Source organism: Fibrobacter succinogenes (genome assembly GCF_902779965.1).
GTDB lineage: Bacteria > Fibrobacterota > Fibrobacteria > Fibrobacterales > Fibrobacteraceae > Fibrobacter > Fibrobacter succinogenes_F.
This window is the reverse complement of sequence record NZ_CACZDK010000035.1, coordinates 1-17,831: the sequence shown is the minus strand read 5'-3', so window position 1 is coordinate 17,831 and position 17,831 is coordinate 1. Positions and strand designations below refer to the sequence as shown.

Genomic DNA, 17,831 nt, shown 5'->3' with positions numbered 1-17,831 from the left:
CATAATTCGGCAATTGCAGGCCATGCAAAATAAGAATTCTTATAGTTACTAAAAAAGCCGAATGAGATTTCCTCACTCGGCGTTTCATTTACGAGAACTTGATTCTCGGATCAACGAGCGTATAAAGTATATCGCTGAAGAGGCGGCCTACCATCGCCATGAGGCTGCTGAGGAAGATGATTCCCATAACCACGTTGTAATCGCGGTTGACCATGGAATTGTAATACAAAAGTCCCATGCCGTCGATATCGAAAACCTTTTCGATAAGGAGTGCGCCTGCAAACATGAGTGTGCAAATTTCGGAAAGGCGAGTCGCTATCGGGATGAGCGCATTGCGGAGAGCATGGCGAACAAGCGCTTGCTTAAAGCTAAGGCCTTTTGCCAAAGCTGTTCGCATGTAATCGCGGCCTAATTCCTCAAGCGCAGAGTTTTTCATGAGGAACGTGAGAAACGCAAATTCGCTAATCATGTAGCAGAAAATCGGGAGCGCCAAATGTTGCGCCAAGTCAAAGACCTTCCCAAAGAACGTGAAATCCTCGAAGTCATCGCTCGTGAGCCCGCCTAGCGGGAAAATGTCCAAGTACGAACCGCCCGCCAAGAAGATGATAAGCAAAATGCCAAGCGCATAACCCGGCATCACGTAGCCCGAAAAAATAAGACCGCTCGTAAACGAATCGAGTTTGCTTCCGTGGTGCACAGCCTTCCAAAGCCCCAACGGAATGCAGATAAGATAACTCAGGAAGAACGACGTCACGCCAAAGAACAAGGAAATCGGGAATCGGCTAACGATAACGTCCCAGACCGGGAGTCCGTACGTATAGCTTTCCCCGAGGTTCAAGTGCAACACGTTCCAAAGCCACGTGAGGTAACGTTTCCACGCGGGCTGGTCAAAGCCAAAGTACGCCTGGATTTGCGCAATTTGATCCGGCGATAGAGCCTTGGACGCATCTACCCCACCCTTCATCGAAGCCGCTTGCTGTGCACGAGAAATCAACTCTTCCACAGGGCCGCCGGGCAAGAGCTGGATCAAGATAAAGCACACCAATGAAATTCCGATTAAAGTCGGAATCATCAAAAGCAAACGACGAAGGATATAAGAACGCATTGGCAGTAGGAAGTAAGAAGTAGGAAGTAGGAAGGTCGCAATTACAGCCAACTTCCTACCGTCTACTGTCTACTATTTTATCTCATTTTTCCAGAACGCAAAACGTCCATCATGTTGAACGGCTTTGCGGTGCCGTTTGCAATGTGGCAAGCGAGAAAGTTAACGGCATCGACGGTACCTTCGGCGTAAATCTTACGGCCGCACACGTTGTGCTGGAATTCGAAATGCACAGTGCCGTCTTCGCTATCGAGGCTGTAAGTGTGGAATGCATGGCCGCCGAGGTATTCTTCAGGCACGTGCATGCGTTCCATCTGTTCCTTCTCGTTACGGACCTTCTCGATATCGTCAACGGAGAAATCGAATCCCATCTTCTGGAAGTCTCCCACAACGGCCTTCGCCGTACCGCTCGTGTCGGCCTTCGTCTTCTGGTGGCTTTCCACCACAGAAAGCTTGTAGCCGCTGAAAGCTGTCGGGAATTCCTTAGCGAGGTATTCAATCATCATCTGGAATGCGACAATCTGCTTAGCCATGTTCGGAGCAATCACGCTCGGGTGGTTGGCATCGGCAACGAGCTTGGCGAGAGCTTCGCGGTCACCGCCAGTGGTGCCCATCACGAACGGAATCTTGTGGTTCACGTAGAAGGCGGCGTTGTCGTTCACAGCGCTCGGGTGCGTGTAGTCAATGCAAATCATGTTCGGATACTTGGCAAGCACTTCGCCAATGCGGGCTTCGCGGTTGGAGGGCTTCAAGAGCTGAATCGTCTTGCCAGCAACTTCGGCTTCGTTTTCGACAATAATTTCGCCCGTCAAAGAATACGGGACAAGTTCCAAACCACGGGCTACGCATGTTTCGGCCACAATACGGCCCATGCTTCCCGGAATACCATTAACCATCACTTGAACGGACATAAAATCTCCTGTTGTTTTTTCCGATTGACAAGATAGTAATTTACACATAAAAAAAGGAGATGCCCGTTCGTTGGCGGGCATGACAAGGTAAAAAAAGGGCGGGCATTAAACCCGTCCTCTAAATTCAAGCCGAAAAAGATTCGCTTATCTGCCACGAGAGTCGAGCTTGTACTTTGGAGTGAGCTTTGCGCCCTTCTTCTTCAAAGCATTGATAAGGCGAGTATAGCCTTCGTTCGTTGCCCAGTCGAGCACAGAATAGCCCTGACCACACTTGGCATTAATATCAACACCCTTGCCAATGAGGAACATCATAGCATCGTAGTTGCCAGACTTGACAGCCCAATGAATCGGCAAGTAGCCATCCGGGCTGCGAGCTTCGAGCGGAGCGCCAGCATTAGCAAGCACTTCGAGCATGTCGGCCTTACCGGTCTTGGCGGCAATATGCACAGCCGAGGCCAAAGTCTGCGGGTCTACGTTTTCTTTCTTGAGTTGCTGTAAAATGCGAACGACAACTTCCTTGTTGCCCATCATGACAGCATTGTCAATAACCGGTTCACCATTACCATTGCGAACATCGGCCTTTGCGCCATGGTCGAACAAATAGTTGAGCACCATCATGTTGCCCTTGTTGGCAGCAATGGCGACAGCGTTGTTACCGTTGTCTGCCGGCTGGTCGATTTCGAAAGAAGCCTGGAGGAAAAGTGTCATCTTGGCGGTATCGCTATTGACGGCATAAGAGACGAACTGGTTCGGCGTAAAGCCAATCTGCTTTTTCGTCAAATATCTGCGAACAGACTGCGGATCGTTCGGGTCCATGGTTTCTTCACAGCCAGTCAAGGAAAAAATAAGACCAGCAGCACAGAGAGCCAAGAGTTTCTTTTTCATATTATACTCCAATGATTTTTGATTTTTCAAGTTAAAACTACACTATTTTTTTCAATTTATAACAAAAAAAACACGAATTTACACTTTTTTTATTGAAAATAAACCCCTATTTCTTGATTTTCTTTGTTGTCCTAATTTTTAGCTTCTCGTTAATCTTGATTTTCGTGTCTTTAAGGTCGTTCCACTTCACAATATCTTCAATGGTCACGCCGTATTGGCGCGAAATATCCCAAAGGCCCTCACCTCTTTTGACAACATGAATAATTTCTTCGACCTTCGGTCCGCTCGGCGCCGGAGCCGCAGCCCCCGGAATTTTGAGCTTTTGCCCGACCTTGATGTTCGAAGAATTGCCCATATCGTTCATTTCACGGATGGCGCTCACCGTTGTTGAATACCTTCTCGATATAGCATACAAGTTGTCGCCGGGCTCGACCGTATAGATAATTGTCGTGCTGACAGGCTGGTTCTTGGAATTTTTAGAAGGCTCCGGTTCTACGGTCTTTTTAGACTTGTTCGACTTTTTATCGGAAGAATCAACGCCCTTAGACGCTTCGATCACCGGGATTTCGTCATCGGTTGCCTTGGACATTTTGCGCGGTGGGCGAACATACGCCGGAATAGAAAGGGAATCGCCAATGGTCAGGCGCTTGGTAAAGCCGTTATTCGCCTGCAACAAGAGGAACACTGGAACTTTATATTGTTTAGCGATGAGGGCATAGGTATCGCCCGCCTTAACGATGTACTTTTCACCTTTCTTAAGCGCTACACGCTGTTGCACAAAGCTTGTCGGCTTAAGGTCTGGTTTAGAAACGTAAATGGTATCGCCTTTTTTAACGTTATACCCAGGCTCAATGTTATTCCAAATACGTAAAGATTCCTGAGAAACGCCAAAGCGACGAGAAATGGAGGCTAAGTTATCCCCAAGCTGGACAATGTACGTGCGTACTTTCGAAGGCTTTTTGCCTGTAGAGCGGCGCGGAGCGACCTTTATCGGAATCAGCAGCGTACGGCCCACTTTAAGCCTTGCGTTTTTCTTCATTTCGTTTGCACGCTGAATTTCAGTCACGCGGACGCCATATTGCTGCGCGATATTCCCGAGCGATTCGCCTTTGCGGACTTTATGCTGCCTCCAGCTCGAAAAGCCGTTCTTTTCCATGCGGTCGTAGTTCTGGACAAACGAGGCGCGTGTTCCATACGGCAAGCGGAGCAAATAGGCATCGCGGTTCGGCGGCGTGCACCACATGGTCAGTTCCATGTTCAACGTACGGAGTGTATCTTCGGGAACCTTCAGGAACTTTGCAATTTCATCGAGCGAGAACGAATCATAGACGGTCACGGTATCGAATGCCGGCAAATGGCGCTTATTTATCGCCACATCATAATGATCTGGGAAATGCCCAATCACCATCGCCGCAAGGATTCGCGGCACATAATGCATGGTTTCTTGCGGGAGCTGCAAATCCCAATACGTTACTGGACGGTCACCCCATGTCGAATCAGCCTTTTTTTCACGAATCAACCGACGGATTCGGCCTTCACCGCAGTTATAAGCCGCCATCGACAAAAGCCAATCGCCAAATTCAGCGTACAAAGTCGAGAGGTAGCTCAAAGCGGCATCGGTCGCCAATTCTGGATTGCGTCGCATATCGACCCAAAAATCGACATCCAGTCCATAGCGGATACCCGTTTCGGGGATAAACTGCCACATGCCAGCAGCTTTTGCACGGCTATAAGCCTTTACGTTAAAGCCGGATTCAACCAATGCCAAGTAAATAAGGTCTCGCGGCATGCGCTTTTGCGCAAGCTTTGTATAAATCAAGGAATCGTAAGCCGTTTTACGCGAAAGCGACCTTGTAATGAAGCCTCGTGCCGTTGTCGTCATGTAATAGATTTCCTGCATGACGCGCTCGTTAAAGCGAATGGGGAGCGAGAAACGCCCGGCATCAACGGTATCCAGGAAGTTTTCAATCACACGGATCGAGGCACTGTCGGCCGCATTTTCGTCGTAAGCGTCCACACCATCAATCGACAGGCTATCGACATAAGTCGAATCCTCCCCTTCTTGCTCAGAAAGGTTCGGGTAAACATCTTCTAACGCCTGGACAATCCGCACGGGCATCTGCATTTTATAAATAGAGTCTTCGGAACGCGTTAAACGACTCTTTGCAGGGTCGTACTTTTCGGTCACGAGCAAACGGAGCGATTCTTCGAGATAATGCTTGGAAACCGCCCATTCGTGATTGTCGATGGCCTGAAGACCATATTGGTAATAGACCCAAGAAGGCCTTGTAGAATCTCCAACAATTTCTTTCCCAGGATTTGTTCCGGGAACATCAATACCGACCTTTTCCGACGGAATAGGCCTCCCCTGTGGTGACGCGGCAACATTCGCCTGCTTGGACGCGCAGGCGGTCAACATTAGGAGAACAAATGCAATGCCGAGTCTAAGAAATGTCTTCGACCATATCACTGGTCGAAATCCATGTCCTCGCCGTAGTCGGACCAAATGGGGTTACGGCCAAAGGATGGCTTGTCAAAATCAACTTCTTCGTCTACTTCTTCTTCTTGCGGTTCTTCTTCTTCCTTGATCAAATCATCTTCTTCGCCCAAGTATGATGGATCCGGCGTATCATCGAACGCATCACTCTTAGGACGACGACCACAATAGTAAGCCTTATTCATATAAGCATTCCTCCGGTTTTTACATCAATTTGTTCATGCCATATAGAATAACTCCACACATCGCAAATGCCGCTACAATCTGCAAGATTATAATAACCCTGTTGACCTTGTACGCCCTTTGCGATTTCCGATGCCATGATGGCAATTTGTTTGCGGAGTTCTTGTTTCTCACTTCGGAAGTCAAATATATACATAAATTTTAAAATGCAAACAGATATTCCAAAAAAATGTCTAAATTCTTTATAAAAATGAAACATTTTCTATTAACACTTCTCGTTTGCGCCGTTTTTGCGTTTGCGCAGTCTGGTTTTTCCATAAACTCAAGCGGAATCCACGTTCCTGGAGCTCGAACGCTAAGTCCTGGCGACCTGTTTATTATGGGCGGATTCGAGATGGCCAGTAGCAATAAGCCAGCCAGTCTCGAAGGCTATATTGTCGATGAAAACGGCAAACAAAGGGAACTGACCAAGTCCCCATCGAATACGGTTCTAGGGTACATCGGCTACGGTGTTCTCGATTACCTCGAAGTCGGGCTCAACATCAACGTCCACTACGATGGCGATGCCGGCGGAACGCGACTCAAAGGTTTGGGTTTTGGCGACCTCGGACTTATGGTCAAGGCTCAACTTCCGAACCAGTCGCTAAGAGATCTTTTTAACATCGCCGCCGCACTCGAAGTGTTTATTCCAAGCGGAACAAACGAGAAGGGACTGCGCCCAAGGCACCTCTGGTACATCCATAAAGGCGACCTCACGCATTCCTATTCTTCAGCGGACTTTTCCATGGCCGGAACGCTCTATTTGACCATGAACATCCACAGGAACGTGAACTGGAACAACTATGCGGGTGTCTTGAGAAATTTTGGAAATGACGAAAATATCTTTGTCTATGGTACCGGTTTTAACCTTTTCCCATACGAATGGGTTTCAATGGTCCTCGAAGTTTCTGGAGAAACATGGATCCGCTCCAAGGATATTTTACGTGGGTTCATGAACGATCAATTGAGATTTTCTCCAGGCTTAAAGGTCAGGCTCCCGAAATTCACGACGCTTTCGATCAACGCCGACCTTGGCATGGACCTGTTCAGAAAGCGTAAAGTCAGCCATGGGCATGCCATCACGGTTAAAAACAAAGGACATCACTATTCTTACACCGTTCCTGGAAGCCCACCCATTGCAGCCTCTATCAAATTCAGCCGCACATTCGACCTCAGTGGCAGGATTGAAGATTACAAGGAACGCATGAACTCATGCCCCAAGTCCGGCCTGTCCTTAAAAGAAAGAAAATTCCGTTGCGCTCCCGACCAAGATAACGACGGCATTGCAGACGACTTGGACCTTTGCCCCGACACCCCCGAAGAAGTGCTAATCGACGGTCACGGATGCCCGTTCGACCACGACGAAGACGGCGTTCCAGACTACAAGGACAGTTGTCCCGAGACAAAGCAAGGATACCCAGTTGATGAATTTGGTTGTATTCGCGATGCAGACAAAGACGGCATTCCAGACGAACTAGACAAATGCCCACATTCAGAAGCCGGCGAAGACGTTAACGAAAACGGCTGTGTTCGCGATGATGACGAAGACGGTGTTCCAAACGCACTTGATTCTTGCCCCAACACACCGGCAGGGCTCAACGTGAACAAATACGGATGTTTCTTGGATAGAGATAACGACGGCGTTCCCGATGAATGGGACAAGTGCCCGAACAGTTTTGAAAAAGAAATTGTGAACATGTACGGATGCCCCATCGACTCAGACGAAGACGGAGTGCCGGACTACAGAGACCGATGTGAAAATACGGAAAAAGGAATGAAGGTGGATAGCCTGGGTTGCCGCCTAGACTTTGACCACGACGGCGTTTATAACGAAAACGATAAATGCCCCGACACGCCCGAAAATGCGCCTGTGGACAACGAAGGTTGCCCCATAGATTCTGACCGAGACGGCGTTTTCGATTACCTCGACAACTGCCCCAACACACTCGACGGCACAGAAGTTGATGCCAACGGATGCCCGATTCGCGAAAAGCAAAACCTCGATAAAATCGCAAGGCGAATACAATTCCACAAGGGAACGGACAAGCCGCTAAATTCTGCTTATACAGCATTTAGCGATGTAGTCTCGATTATGCGACACAACAAAAAAATCGCCATCGAAATCCAGTGCAGCGTAAAGCAAGGAGAAGCGATGGTTCCGCAATCGCTTTCAGAAGCTCGCGCGACAGTCATCTACGATTTTCTTGTGAACAAAGGAATCAAGGAAGAACGACTTAAAGCAACGGGATACGGTTTGCACTTGCCGTCAAATGTACGAGGGCACACAAAGCTGAACCCCGTTGGAGTTCGACTGATTCCGCACAATTTCGCTCAAGAATAACGCTCAAGGATTCTCCCAGATCGGAGAATCCTAATCTTTTTTATTAAACAACAAAGCAATGACGAGCGCTACAATTACGTAAAGCGCCACCGCAGAAAAAAGCCCGAGAATTTCAGAGCCCGAAAGAGCCTCCACCTTGATGTAAAGGAGGACGGAAAGAGGCATGGCAAGTAAAAAAAGGATTCCGGGAATTTTCTGTTTCATAAAACGCAAGATAGTAAAAAAGCCGCATGATGCGGCTTTAAAACTTGACTGGATTCCTCGCCCATAAAGGGCTCGGAATGACGAAAGAGCCATTACTTCACGGTAATCTGGTACTTTTTGTCGCCAGCGTTGACTTGGTAATAGCCCTTGAATCCGCGGAATTTGGCTTCGCCATTTTCGTCGGCAGTAGCGTAAAGGTCGGTTGTCCAAACCTTGTGCCACAAGTCGTAAACGCACTTTGCTGCAGGCTTTTCGCGACCATCAGAAGCGATCATGCCACCGTTCTTGACCCAGTGACGATTGTCCCAGAAGCCCCACAACACAATGCCATTCACAGCCGGGTGGCTGAATGCGGTACGGATAAACGTTTCGAACTTTTCAGCCTGAACTTCTTCGGAGTCGTTCATGCCAACCTGCCAATCGCCAACGTCAAATTCTGTCACCTTAATTGGAAGGCCAAGAGATGCAAGTTTATCGAGACGAGCCTTGATGAGTCCCGGAATTACCGGACGCAGCCCAAAATGGCACTGCACGCCAATGCCCATCACAGGCACCTTGCGGTCGAGCATACCCTTAATCAAACCATAATAGCGATCCGTTTCGCCAGCAGCCACAACGTTGTAATCGTTGATGTAAAGGATCGCCTTCGGGTCAGCCTTGTGAGCCCAAACGAAAGCGCTGTCGAGAACTTCCCAACCGCACTTGTTGAACGTCCAGGATTCGTGAATCGGTTCGTTCCACACGTCGTATTCCGTGATCTTACCCTTGTATTCCTTGAGGTCGCGATAGATACGGGCCTTGAGCTTTTCGGCCATTTCTTCGCAGCTACCCTTGTTGCTGTAATGCTTGTCGAAGCCATAGCCCTGATGGCTCCACATGAGAGCGTGACCACGAAGTTTCCAATGATTTTGCGCCGTGAAGTCGGTGTATTCCTTCATTTCTTCACGCTTAATCTTGCCCTTTTTCGGTTCGTATTCCGGCCACTTGAACTGGTTCTCGGAAACGCCATGCCAGAAATACTTTTTGGCGGCATTGCGGTACCAATTTTCAATGCTATCCTTGGTATCGTAAAGCGCAAGCGCCGTACCGAACGGGAACGAATGGCGCAAAAGCTTCACGTGGACTTTTTCACCAGGATTTGCCTTGACAACGAAATCCGCTTTACGCAGGCTATCAATGCGAGCGTCAGCCCCTTCGAACCATGCCGGGTCCGACATTTCGTCCATTTTTTCGACTTCTACATCATCGATTTGCATCCAGCCCTTCTTGAGGCCAATCTGGAATGTAATATTGTTAAGACCATAGCCTTTCTGGTCGGCAAGGAAAATCATTTCGTAAGTCTGCCACTTGTCCGTCAAATCAAACGAAGCGCTTTCTTTTTGGCGGTAGTCCGGAGGGCCGCCCTGCACCACGGAATTGATGGGCATGTTGCCCTTGGCCTTGAACGTGAGCTTGTAAAAGCCGGAGTCTGCCAAGAATTTAGGCGGCTGGAGCTGCAAGCCCCACCACGGATTCGGAAGTTCCTTCACGACGACCTTTGCGCCCTGCGATCCATCGACGCCGAGCCCCTGCACCGCAATCTGCGATTCCGCTTTTGCCGGGCCATCAGGATTATTCCACAGATACCAGCCACCGTCACCGTATTCCATATCGCCGTTATTCAACTGCGCAAAAGACGGCATTGAGGACGCCATGGCAAATGCAGCGACAAATGCTAGGGCTTTCTTATTCATTAAAATCATGCGATTTCCTCGTTTATAATTCAAGCAGGAACATTCTATAATCGTTAGTTACGTTTTTACCGTCCTGAACGATAGTGAAGGATCCAATTATTTCTGGTCCAAATATATACTCGAACCGCATTTTTCGAGCTATTTGGGCCGATTTTTAAGTTTACAAAAACGTAAATGCAAAGAAATGTGTAGCAAGTGTACACACAATAGATCTAGAAACGATAAATGGGGAAATTGAACCTATTCGCGTTTTGCCCTCCGGGTGGTTCGTCATTCTGACGCCGAAGGCGGAAGAATCCAGTGAAGTTTTATTTCGAATTGTTTTTAGTCAGGGGTAGCCCAGATTGTTCTTGCCGCTATTCGGCTACGCCGAGCGGCGCGAACCCTACGGGCTACGTCTTACGACGTAGCGCAAAATTCTCCATACGATTTCTCTCCGTTTAATCATTGGCGAATTTTGTGGCGGCGCCGGCTTCGGTTTTGCCGCTGCTTACGCATCGCGGGGTAGCCAGATGGCCAAAACGCTCACTTCGTTTCGCGTTTTGCCCTCCGGGCTTCACCTTCGGTGAAGCTGATCTGGCTACCTATGATACGAAAAAAGGACCCACGAGGGGTCCTTTTTCGTATCGGGGTAGCCAGATTCGAACTGACGACATTCTGCTCCCAAAGCAGACGCTCTACCAGGCTGAGCTACACCCCGAAGTGCTCCAAATATAGCAAAAAAATGGAATAAAAAATGAACTTATTGGCAAAAAAATTTCATCTTAAACAGAAATTTTCAAAAAAACTTCACTTTTGTGCACTGAAAATATTGACATTTGCCCAGTTGTGCATTATATTTATATTGAATAAATTCCAGAACCCTTTATGACGAGAGGCAAAAAATGGAAAAAAATAATGAAAACCGCAAGGAAATGACGGCCAGACAGGAAGAAATCTACGAATACATCAAAAAGTATTCAAAAGAAAACCACATGCCGCCTACGGTCCGCGAAATCGGCAACCACTTCGACATTTCTTCTACGAACGGTGTGCGTTCCATTCTCGCCGCCCTCATCAAGAAAGGCTATATCAACCGCTCTCCGCGTCTCAGCCGCGGTATCGAGATTCTGAGTGACGACAAAGAATCTAATACGGAAGTCGCAAGCAATACGATTGAGATTCCTATTGTTGGCCGTGTTGCCGCCGGTACGCCGATTCTTGCCGTGCAGAACCTCGAAGGGACCGTTACAATCGACAGAGACTTTCTCGCATGCCGCAGCGATGTTTTTGCACTGCGCGTCAAAGGCGATTCCATGATCAACGCCGGCATTTTCGATGGCGACCTGATTTTCGCCCGTCAGCAAAAGACAGCAGACCTTGGCGAAATTGTCGTTGCACAAATCGATAACGAAGCTACGGTCAAGTACTACCACCCGAGCGCAGACCACGTGGAACTCCGTCCGGCAAACCCGAAGTACAAGCCGATTATTGTGAACAACAAAAAAGACTTTACGATTGCAGGCCGCGTCATCGGCGTGATGAGAAAAGTCAATTAATTTATTTACAATAATTTTATTGGATTCATTCCTTCGACAAGCTCAAGACGAGCTTGCGTCACTTCTCTGAATGACGCAACGCAACCTAGATGGCGGATAAAGTCCGCCATGACGCAATAAAAGAAGCCAATGCCACACAACGCGCAGTGCGATGACAATTAACAAAAAAGCCGAGGCATTCAACCTCGGTTTTTTATTTTATTCTAACTCTTGAAGGATTAATCGTCGAAATCGGCGAGTTCTTCTTCGGCTTCCTTCAAGGCTGCTGCATCCGGTCCTTCGATATCATCGTCCTCCACTTCATCGAGAGAGTCACCGCCCATGGCGCCCAACTGGTATTCCACCTTGCGGGCTTCCTTGGACTGGCCCAAGTGCAAAATAGCAGCACATTCTTCGCAGTAGCCGAGATGCTTATCGACCCAGAATTCCGGAGACACGAGGTTCTTGTTGCAGCGCGTGCAAATCTGCGTTGCAGCTTCGCGCGTGAACGCGGCGTTCTGTTCCTCAAGTTCCTTCAAGATGCGTTCCGTCAATTCTTCCTGCGTTTCTTCGGCAAGAGAAATCTTGTGGCGGATTGCAGAAGTAGGCTTCTTTTCAAGGTTCTTCATTTCTGAGGTAACCTTCTTCTTGTTGGCGCGTTCTTCCTGTTCGTCAATTTCAACAAACATGATGAACTTGCAAGGCTTCTTGCCACCTTCAAGCAAAACTGCATACGGATAATCAGACTTCACAGATGCCTTCTTCACTTCAACTTTTTCGGGGGCCTCAATTTTAGCTTTTTCTGGAGCCTTTTCAGGAACTTTCTCCGGAATCTTTTCGGAAATTTGTTCTACAACTTCCTGGACCGGTTCCTTTTCAATTTTCTTTTCGACTTCCTTTACAACTTCTTTTTCGACAGCCTTTTTCGGAGCTGCAGGAGCCTTGGCCTCGACTGCCGGTTCAACCTTTTTTGCCGGAGCGGGTTTCTTTGAAACTTCGGCAGCAGGCTTAGCAGCCGGCTTCTTTGTCGGAGCAGGTGCGGCCTTCACAGCTTTTACAGATTCTTTTTTTGCAGGAACTTCCTTTTTTGCGACGGGCTTCTTGGCCGGAGCAGCCTTTGCAGGCGCCGCCTTCACCGGAGCCTTTTTTGTAAGAGCGGGAGCAGCCTTTGCAGCCGGCTTCTTTGCCGGAGCGGGCTTTGCAGCAACCTTCTTTGCCGGAGCGGCTGCCTTAGCCGGAGCAGCCTTTTTTGGTGCTGGCTTTGCAGCTTTTTTTTCAGAAGCACTCGCCTTTGCAGGCGCTTTAGATGTCGCTTTTTTGGAACTCATATTTACTTCTTTTCCACAATTGTAATGTTCAAAATCGGATCATTCGGGTCAATGCGGCATACGACGTCGTGTCCTTTAATGACCTTGCCAAACACCGTGTGCTTGCCGTCCAAATGCGGCTGCGGCAGGTGCGTAATGAAAAATTGCGAGCCACCGGTATTCGGGCCTCTGTTAGCCATCGAAATCACGCCGGTTTCATGCTTGAGATCGTTCTTTTCATCGTCGATGGTGTAACCGGGACCGCCCGTTCCATCGGCATTCGGGTCACCGCCCTGAATCATGAAACCCTGGATGACACGGTGAAAAACAAGACCGTTGTAAAAACCAGAATTGGCGAGATCAATAAAGTTGGCTACGGTATTGGGTGCAGCCTTGAAATTCAGGTCCACCTCAATTACCCCTTCATGAGTTTTAATCAGGGCAAGAATTTGGGTCGTCCCCGTATAATCCTTATTAAAAACTTTACCCGCGGCAAAAGCGTTTGCGGCAAGGCACAAAGCACTGCAAATAATGAACTTTTTAAACAAAGCTTATCTTCCGTCGTTATCGTTATAAAAGAACAAATTGTTCAACTAGAATATAGTTTTTTTTTAAAGGGTTCACAGCGAGTTCCATAAAACAGGCACAAGATTTCTATATTTACGCAAAAACTCTTCAACATTTTAATATGCCGCAAAACAACAATATCCGTAATTTTAGCATTATCGCCCACATCGATCACGGCAAATCCACCTTGGCCGACCGAATGATCGAACTGACCAAGACCGTTTCCAAAAACGAAATGATGAACCAGCTCCTGGACGATATGGACCTGGAACGCGAACGCGGCATTACGATTAAAGCTCACGCCATCCGCATGGTTTACGAAAAGGACGGCGAAGAATACATCTTGAACATGATCGACACCCCGGGGCACGTGGACTTCACTTACGAAGTCAGCCGTTCCCTCGCCGCTTGCGAAGGTGCAATTCTCGTCGTGGACGCAAGCCAGGGCATCGAAGCCCAGACGCTTTCGAACCTCTACCTCGCCATCGAAAACGACCTCACGATTATTCCGGTTTTGAACAAAGTAGACCTTCCGGGTGCACAACCCGACCACATCGCCGAACTCGTTGGAGACCTGCTCGGCTACGATCCGGACAAAATTCCCCGCATTTCTGCAAAGACTGGCCTCAACGTGGAACAGGTGCTCGACAAGATTGTCGACGAAATCCCAGCCCCAAAGGGCGACGCCGGCAAGCCGCTCAAGGCGCTCATCTTTGACTCCGTTTACGATTCTTACCGCGGCGTGATCAACTACATCCGCATTGTGGAAGGCACGCTCAAGGCGGGCATGAAAATCCGCATGATGAAGACCGGTGGCGAATACGTAGTGACTGAAGTCGGTACATTCAGCATGCGCCGCGACCCGCGTCCGGAACTCTCCGAAGGCATGGTCGGTTACGTGCTTGCAAACGTCAAAACGATTAGCGACGTGAAAATCGGTGACACGCTCACGGATGCCGCCAACCCGGCCGAAGAACCGCTCCCGGGTTACAAGGATGTGCTCCCGATGATTTACTCAGGTATCTACCCCATCGACCCGGAAGACTACAAGGATTTGCGCGAAGCCCTCGAAAAGCTCCGCCTCAACGACTCCGCGCTCTGCTGGGAACCGGAAACTTCCGAAGCGCTCGGCTTTGGCTTCCGCACGGGCTTCCTCGGACTTTTGCACATGGAAATCGTGCAAGAACGTTTGGACCGCGAATTCAACGTGGACATCATCACGACCGTGCCGAACGTGGAATACCACGTTTACATGAGCGATGGCTCCATGGTGAAAATCGAAAGCCCGTCCAAGCTCCCCGACGCGAGCCGCTACGACTATATCGAAGAGCCGTACGTGAAGGCCCAAATCTTTACACCGAAGGAATATGTCGGCGCCATGATGACGCTTTGCGAAGAAAAGCGCGGCACGTTCGAAACGATGGAATACATCGACGAAACGAAGGTCATCTTAAAGTACGACCTCCCGCTAGCCGAAATCATGTTCGATTTCTACGACCGTCTCAAGTCCTTGAGCCGCGGCTACGCAGGCCTCGACTACACGCCGAGCGAATACAAGCGCAACAACCTCGTCAAGCTCGACATTCTCTTGAACGGTGACCCGGTCGACGCCTTCTCTGTGATTATCCACCGCGACAAGGCCAACACCTACGCTAACGCCATCTGCGTCAAGCTCAAGGACCTCATTCCACGCCAGCAGTTCGACGTTGCCATCCAAGGTGCCATCGGTGGCAAGATCATCAGCCGCTCGACCGTGAAGGCAGTCCGCAAGGACGTGCTTGCCAAGTGCTACGGCGGTGACATCACCCGTAAGCGTAAGCTCCTCGAAAAGCAGAAGGAAGGTAAGAAGCGCATGAAGAGCATCGGCTCTGTGGAAGTGCCGCAGAAGGCGTTCCTCGCCGTGCTTTCGCTCAGCGACGATTCCAACGGCAACAACGATTAATTGTATTATAGAGCCATGTCAGCACTCGATCGTAAAGTCAAATCATTACAACGACGCCATTCCAAGGCGCACGTATTTTTCCTCGTCTTTATACTCGGTGCTGTTCTCGCCATCATGATTGGCGTACGCTCTTATGTTATAGAACCGGTCCGCGTCCAAGACAATTCTCTTTATCCCAAGTTCAAAAAGAACAGCATTTTGTGGATGTGCAAACTCCCCCGCTGCACCGACGACATCAAGGAAGGAGATTTTGTCTGGGGCATCTTGCACAACCAAGACAACATGGTACGCAGAGTTTTGGGCGGGCCGGGCGATTCCATTACCATCACGAACAACGGCAAAGTCTATACACCGCACCGCAATTTCAAGTGGAACGGTGAAGACGCCTTTATCGAGACGCGCAGCATCTACATTCCGCGCAAGGGCGATACATTACGTTTTGATAAACTAAATGATGTGGAACAAGACTACTTGATTTCGCTCATGCACGAGCAGAACGAAAAAATCTACGTCAAGTCCAGCCTTTGGCAAGGCAATCGCGAAATGCCCATCGAGCGCATCGGTTCCACCAAGCTCGGGAACCGCCTTGTCAGCTTGCAAGAAATCGATTACATGCCATGGCAAGACCGATTCCTTGTAGAACTCCAGATATTCCTTGCAGAACCGGGCAACACGCCCATCAGCATCAAGCGCGAACTATACAGCGCCAAAGACTCCTCCAAGATTTCATTCTACGTCGTTCCCGAGGATTGCTACTATCTCATCTGCGAAAAGTCTAGCCACTGCGCAGACTCGAGAGAAATCGGTTACTTTACCCAAAACAGAATTCTTGGTCGCGCCAACAAAGTTGCAAACAAATTCCAAAAGCGAATTGACACACGCATTGAGCAAGCTAAAAGGGCTATAAAAATGCTAATGAAGGGTTCTCCGAAAAAAAACAAACCCAAGCAAGACAAAGAGCCCGAAACAAAGCCCAATAAAAAGGCTACCAAAACCTAAAGTTTTGAAATTTCCATCGAATAGTTAAACATAAAAGACACCAACATTTCTTCCATTTGTTCGTTATTTTTTGATTCATTTTCAAATAGCCTTGCATTCACACCACCAACACCATTTGAAAAACAAACACCATTTTCAAAGTTAACATTTCAAACATTTCTAGAACAAAATAGGACTACATTTTGCAAACAACCGATTGCAAAATCACAAAAATAAAAGATTTACGAAATAGATTTTGTTTGTTTAAAGATTAAATACCAGTGCTGCCAAAGCCACCACGATCTTTATCTTCGAGCGCCGATTCTTCGAACACAATCTTCGGTTGCTGTTCCATAATGCGGAACTGAGCAATACGGCTCCCCTTTTCAATCGTCACATCGCGAGTGGCGTACACAGGCATTTTCCACCAGTCATTGGCACCGCAGTAGCTTGAATCCACCACGCCTACGGAATTGGCCTGCAAGATGCCAAAGTTCTTGAACGTAGAACTGCGCGGTGCAATATGCGCCTCGTAGCCTTCGGGCAACTTCATCGCGACTCCCAGATGAATCAAGCGGAACTCCCCTGCCCTAAGCGTCACAGTCTCTGCCGCAGCAAGGTCAATCCAATCGGATTTGCCGCCAACGTAAGTGAGTTTCGGGATCGATTCGTCGAGATACTGAATTTTTATTGTCTGAGAAGCCATGACGCAAATATAAAAATAGTTGGCAAAAGATGCGATTAAAAAAAGCCCCCGGCTCTTTCGAGACCGAGGACTTTTTAGAGTGGTAATTTCCTTCGGAAATTACACCGCGCCCTGCCACTTCATGGCGTCGGCAACCTTGAGGAAGCCAGCGATGTTTGCACCCATGACGAGGTTGCCCTTCTGGCCGTACTTGACAGCGGCAGAGGAAGCAGCGGCGTAGATGCTCTTCATGATGCCTTCGAGCTTAGCATCAACTTCTTCGAATGTCCAAGAGAGACGTTCAGAGTTCTGAGACATTTCGAGACCAGAGGTAGCAACGCCACCAGCGTTAGCAGCCTTGGCAGGTCCAAAGAGAACGCCAGCCTTCTGGAAAGCTTCGATAGCTTCCGGAGTAGACGGCATGTTAGCAGCACCTTCGAGGTCGAGTTCGTTCTGAGTTGCGCACGGAAGAGCGATGTCGCACTTGACCGTCCAAACGCCCTTAGAACCTTCGTGGTATTCAGAACCCGGAACAAGCTTGGCGTATTCGCTGATACGAGCGCGCTTGTTGTTCTTGAGGTCGAGAACGACGTCGAGATTGATGCCGTTCGGGTCGTAGATGTAGCCGTTGGAGTCAGAAACGGTAACAACCTTAGCACCGAGCTGAGTTGCCTTCTGGCAAGCGAACTGAGCAACGTTACCAGAACCAGAGATCACGACAGTCTTGCCTTCAAAGGAGTCGTTAGCGAGGTCCTTGAGCATTTCGCGAGTGAAGTAGCAGAGGCCGTAACCGGTAGCTTCGGTACGAGCGAGAGAACCACCGTAGGAGAGGCCCTTACCAGTGAGAACGCCCACAAATTCGTTGCGGATGCGCTTGTACTGACCGAACATGTAACCGATTTCGCGAGCGCCAGTACCCTGGTCACCAGCCGGAACGTCC

At 48.9% G+C, this 17,831-nt stretch carries 14 protein-coding genes, 1 tRNA gene and 1 pseudogene; 4 read left to right on the top strand and 12 right to left on the bottom strand.

Annotated features, from left to right (window positions below):
- Window positions 1-88 precede the first annotated feature (88 nt).
- The 5 genes from HUF13_RS14005 to HUF13_RS13985 form a co-directional block, all read right to left on the bottom strand.
- Window positions 89-1,105, bottom strand: coding sequence for an ABC transporter permease subunit (locus tag HUF13_RS14005; RefSeq protein ID WP_014545089.1), 1,017 nt, complete (start codon window positions 1,103-1,105; stop codon window positions 89-91).
- Between the two features lie 77 nt (window positions 1,106-1,182).
- Complete coding sequence (gene dapB, locus HUF13_RS14000) at window positions 1,183-2,013, bottom strand: dihydrodipicolinate reductase (RefSeq protein WP_173475704.1); 831 nt, start codon at window positions 2,011-2,013, stop codon at window positions 1,183-1,185.
- A 144-nt stretch (window positions 2,014-2,157) separates the two neighbouring features.
- A complete protein-coding gene (locus tag HUF13_RS13995; RefSeq protein ID WP_173475703.1) occupies window positions 2,158-2,898 on the bottom strand; it encodes an ankyrin repeat domain-containing protein in 741 nt (246 codons plus the stop codon).
- 106 nt (window positions 2,899-3,004) lie between these two features.
- Window positions 3,005-5,368: a LysM peptidoglycan-binding domain-containing protein gene (locus HUF13_RS13990; protein WP_173475702.1), complete on the bottom strand. Its 2,364-nt coding sequence runs from the start codon at window positions 5,366-5,368 to the stop codon at window positions 3,005-3,007.
- Window positions 5,365-5,580, bottom strand: coding sequence for a hypothetical protein (locus HUF13_RS13985; RefSeq protein WP_173387455.1), 216 nt, complete (start codon window positions 5,578-5,580; stop codon window positions 5,365-5,367). Before HUF13_RS13985 ends, HUF13_RS13990 begins: the two co-directional genes overlap by 4 nt.
- A gap of 248 nt (window positions 5,581-5,828) precedes the next feature.
- Here HUF13_RS13985 and HUF13_RS13980 point away from each other — a divergent pair, with 248 nt between their 5' ends.
- Window positions 5,829-7,958, top strand: a complete 2,130-nt coding sequence (locus tag HUF13_RS13980; protein WP_173475701.1) for a thrombospondin type 3 repeat-containing protein — start codon at window positions 5,829-5,831, stop codon at window positions 7,956-7,958.
- A gap of 30 nt (window positions 7,959-7,988) precedes the next feature.
- Here HUF13_RS13980 and HUF13_RS13975 read toward each other — a convergent pair whose 3' ends face one another.
- From HUF13_RS13975 to HUF13_RS13965, 3 genes are all read right to left on the bottom strand, one after another.
- Window positions 7,989-8,162 (bottom strand): hypothetical protein, encoded by a 174-nt coding sequence (locus HUF13_RS13975; RefSeq protein ID WP_173475700.1) that lies wholly within the window; start codon window positions 8,160-8,162, stop codon window positions 7,989-7,991.
- A gap of 92 nt (window positions 8,163-8,254) precedes the next feature.
- Window positions 8,255-9,904, bottom strand: coding sequence for an endo-1,4-beta-xylanase (locus HUF13_RS13970; RefSeq protein WP_173475699.1), 1,650 nt, complete (start codon window positions 9,902-9,904; stop codon window positions 8,255-8,257).
- A gap of 617 nt (window positions 9,905-10,521) precedes the next feature.
- Window positions 10,522-10,595: transfer RNA gene (locus tag HUF13_RS13965), tRNA-Pro, on the bottom strand.
- Between the two features lie 184 nt (window positions 10,596-10,779).
- Here HUF13_RS13965 and lexA point away from each other — a divergent pair.
- Window positions 10,780-11,433 carry a transcriptional repressor LexA gene (lexA, locus tag HUF13_RS13960; protein WP_173475698.1) on the top strand — a complete coding sequence of 218 codons (654 nt, stop codon included), beginning with the start codon at window positions 10,780-10,782 and terminating at the stop codon, window positions 11,431-11,433.
- 218 nt (window positions 11,434-11,651) lie between these two features.
- Here lexA and HUF13_RS13955 read toward each other — a convergent pair whose 3' ends face one another.
- Both HUF13_RS13955 and HUF13_RS13950 read right to left on the bottom strand, forming a co-directional pair.
- Window positions 11,652-12,740, bottom strand: a complete 1,089-nt coding sequence (locus HUF13_RS13955) for a hypothetical protein (RefSeq protein ID WP_173475694.1) — start codon at window positions 12,738-12,740, stop codon at window positions 11,652-11,654.
- 2 nt (window positions 12,741-12,742) lie between these two features.
- A complete protein-coding gene (locus HUF13_RS13950) occupies window positions 12,743-13,267 on the bottom strand; it encodes a peptidylprolyl isomerase (RefSeq protein ID WP_072828022.1) in 525 nt (174 codons plus the stop codon).
- A 140-nt stretch (window positions 13,268-13,407) separates the two neighbouring features.
- On the opposite strand from HUF13_RS13950, the gene lepA reads away from it, so the two are divergent.
- Together lepA and HUF13_RS13940 are read left to right on the top strand one after the other, a co-directional pair.
- Window positions 13,408-15,228: a translation elongation factor 4 gene (lepA, locus tag HUF13_RS13945; RefSeq protein ID WP_173475697.1), complete on the top strand. Its 1,821-nt coding sequence runs from the start codon at window positions 13,408-13,410 to the stop codon at window positions 15,226-15,228.
- A gap of 15 nt (window positions 15,229-15,243) precedes the next feature.
- Window positions 15,244-16,227, top strand: a complete 984-nt coding sequence (locus HUF13_RS13940) for a S26 family signal peptidase (RefSeq protein WP_173475696.1) — start codon at window positions 15,244-15,246, stop codon at window positions 16,225-16,227.
- A 250-nt stretch (window positions 16,228-16,477) separates the two neighbouring features.
- Here HUF13_RS13940 and HUF13_RS13935 read toward each other — a convergent pair whose 3' ends face one another.
- Together HUF13_RS13935 and HUF13_RS13930 are read right to left on the bottom strand one after the other, a co-directional pair.
- Window positions 16,478-16,912, bottom strand: coding sequence for a dUTP diphosphatase (locus HUF13_RS13935; RefSeq protein WP_173475695.1), 435 nt, complete (start codon window positions 16,910-16,912; stop codon window positions 16,478-16,480).
- Window positions 16,913-17,011: 99 nt separating this feature from the next.
- Window positions 17,012-17,831 (bottom strand): annotated as a pseudogene (locus HUF13_RS13930) (NADP-specific glutamate dehydrogenase); the annotation flags it as partial.

Coding starts and splice junctions, on each gene's coding strand:
- lexA (WP_173475698.1), top strand. CDS start 10,780: ATGGAAAAAAATAATGAAAACCGCAAGGAAATGACGGCCAGACAGGAA.
- dapB (WP_173475704.1), bottom strand. CDS start 2,013: ATGTCCGTTCAAGTGATGGTTAATGGTATTCCGGGAAGCATGGGCCGT.
- HUF13_RS13955 (WP_173475694.1), bottom strand. CDS start 12,740: ATGAGTTCCAAAAAAGCGACATCTAAAGCGCCTGCAAAGGCGAGTGCT.
- HUF13_RS14005 (WP_014545089.1), bottom strand. CDS start 1,105: ATGCGTTCTTATATCCTTCGTCGTTTGCTTTTGATGATTCCGACTTTA.
- HUF13_RS13980 (WP_173475701.1), top strand. CDS start 5,829: ATGAAACATTTTCTATTAACACTTCTCGTTTGCGCCGTTTTTGCGTTT.
- HUF13_RS13935 (WP_173475695.1), bottom strand. CDS start 16,912: ATGGCTTCTCAGACAATAAAAATTCAGTATCTCGACGAATCGATCCCG.
- HUF13_RS13940 (WP_173475696.1), top strand. CDS start 15,244: ATGTCAGCACTCGATCGTAAAGTCAAATCATTACAACGACGCCATTCC.
- HUF13_RS13995 (WP_173475703.1), bottom strand. CDS start 2,898: ATGAAAAAGAAACTCTTGGCTCTCTGTGCTGCTGGTCTTATTTTTTCC.
- HUF13_RS13970 (WP_173475699.1), bottom strand. CDS start 9,904: ATGATTTTAATGAATAAGAAAGCCCTAGCATTTGTCGCTGCATTTGCC.
- HUF13_RS13985 (WP_173387455.1), bottom strand. CDS start 5,580: ATGAATAAGGCTTACTATTGTGGTCGTCGTCCTAAGAGTGATGCGTTC.
- HUF13_RS13975 (WP_173475700.1), bottom strand. CDS start 8,162: ATGAAACAGAAAATTCCCGGAATCCTTTTTTTACTTGCCATGCCTCTT.
- lepA (WP_173475697.1), top strand. CDS start 13,408: ATGCCGCAAAACAACAATATCCGTAATTTTAGCATTATCGCCCACATC.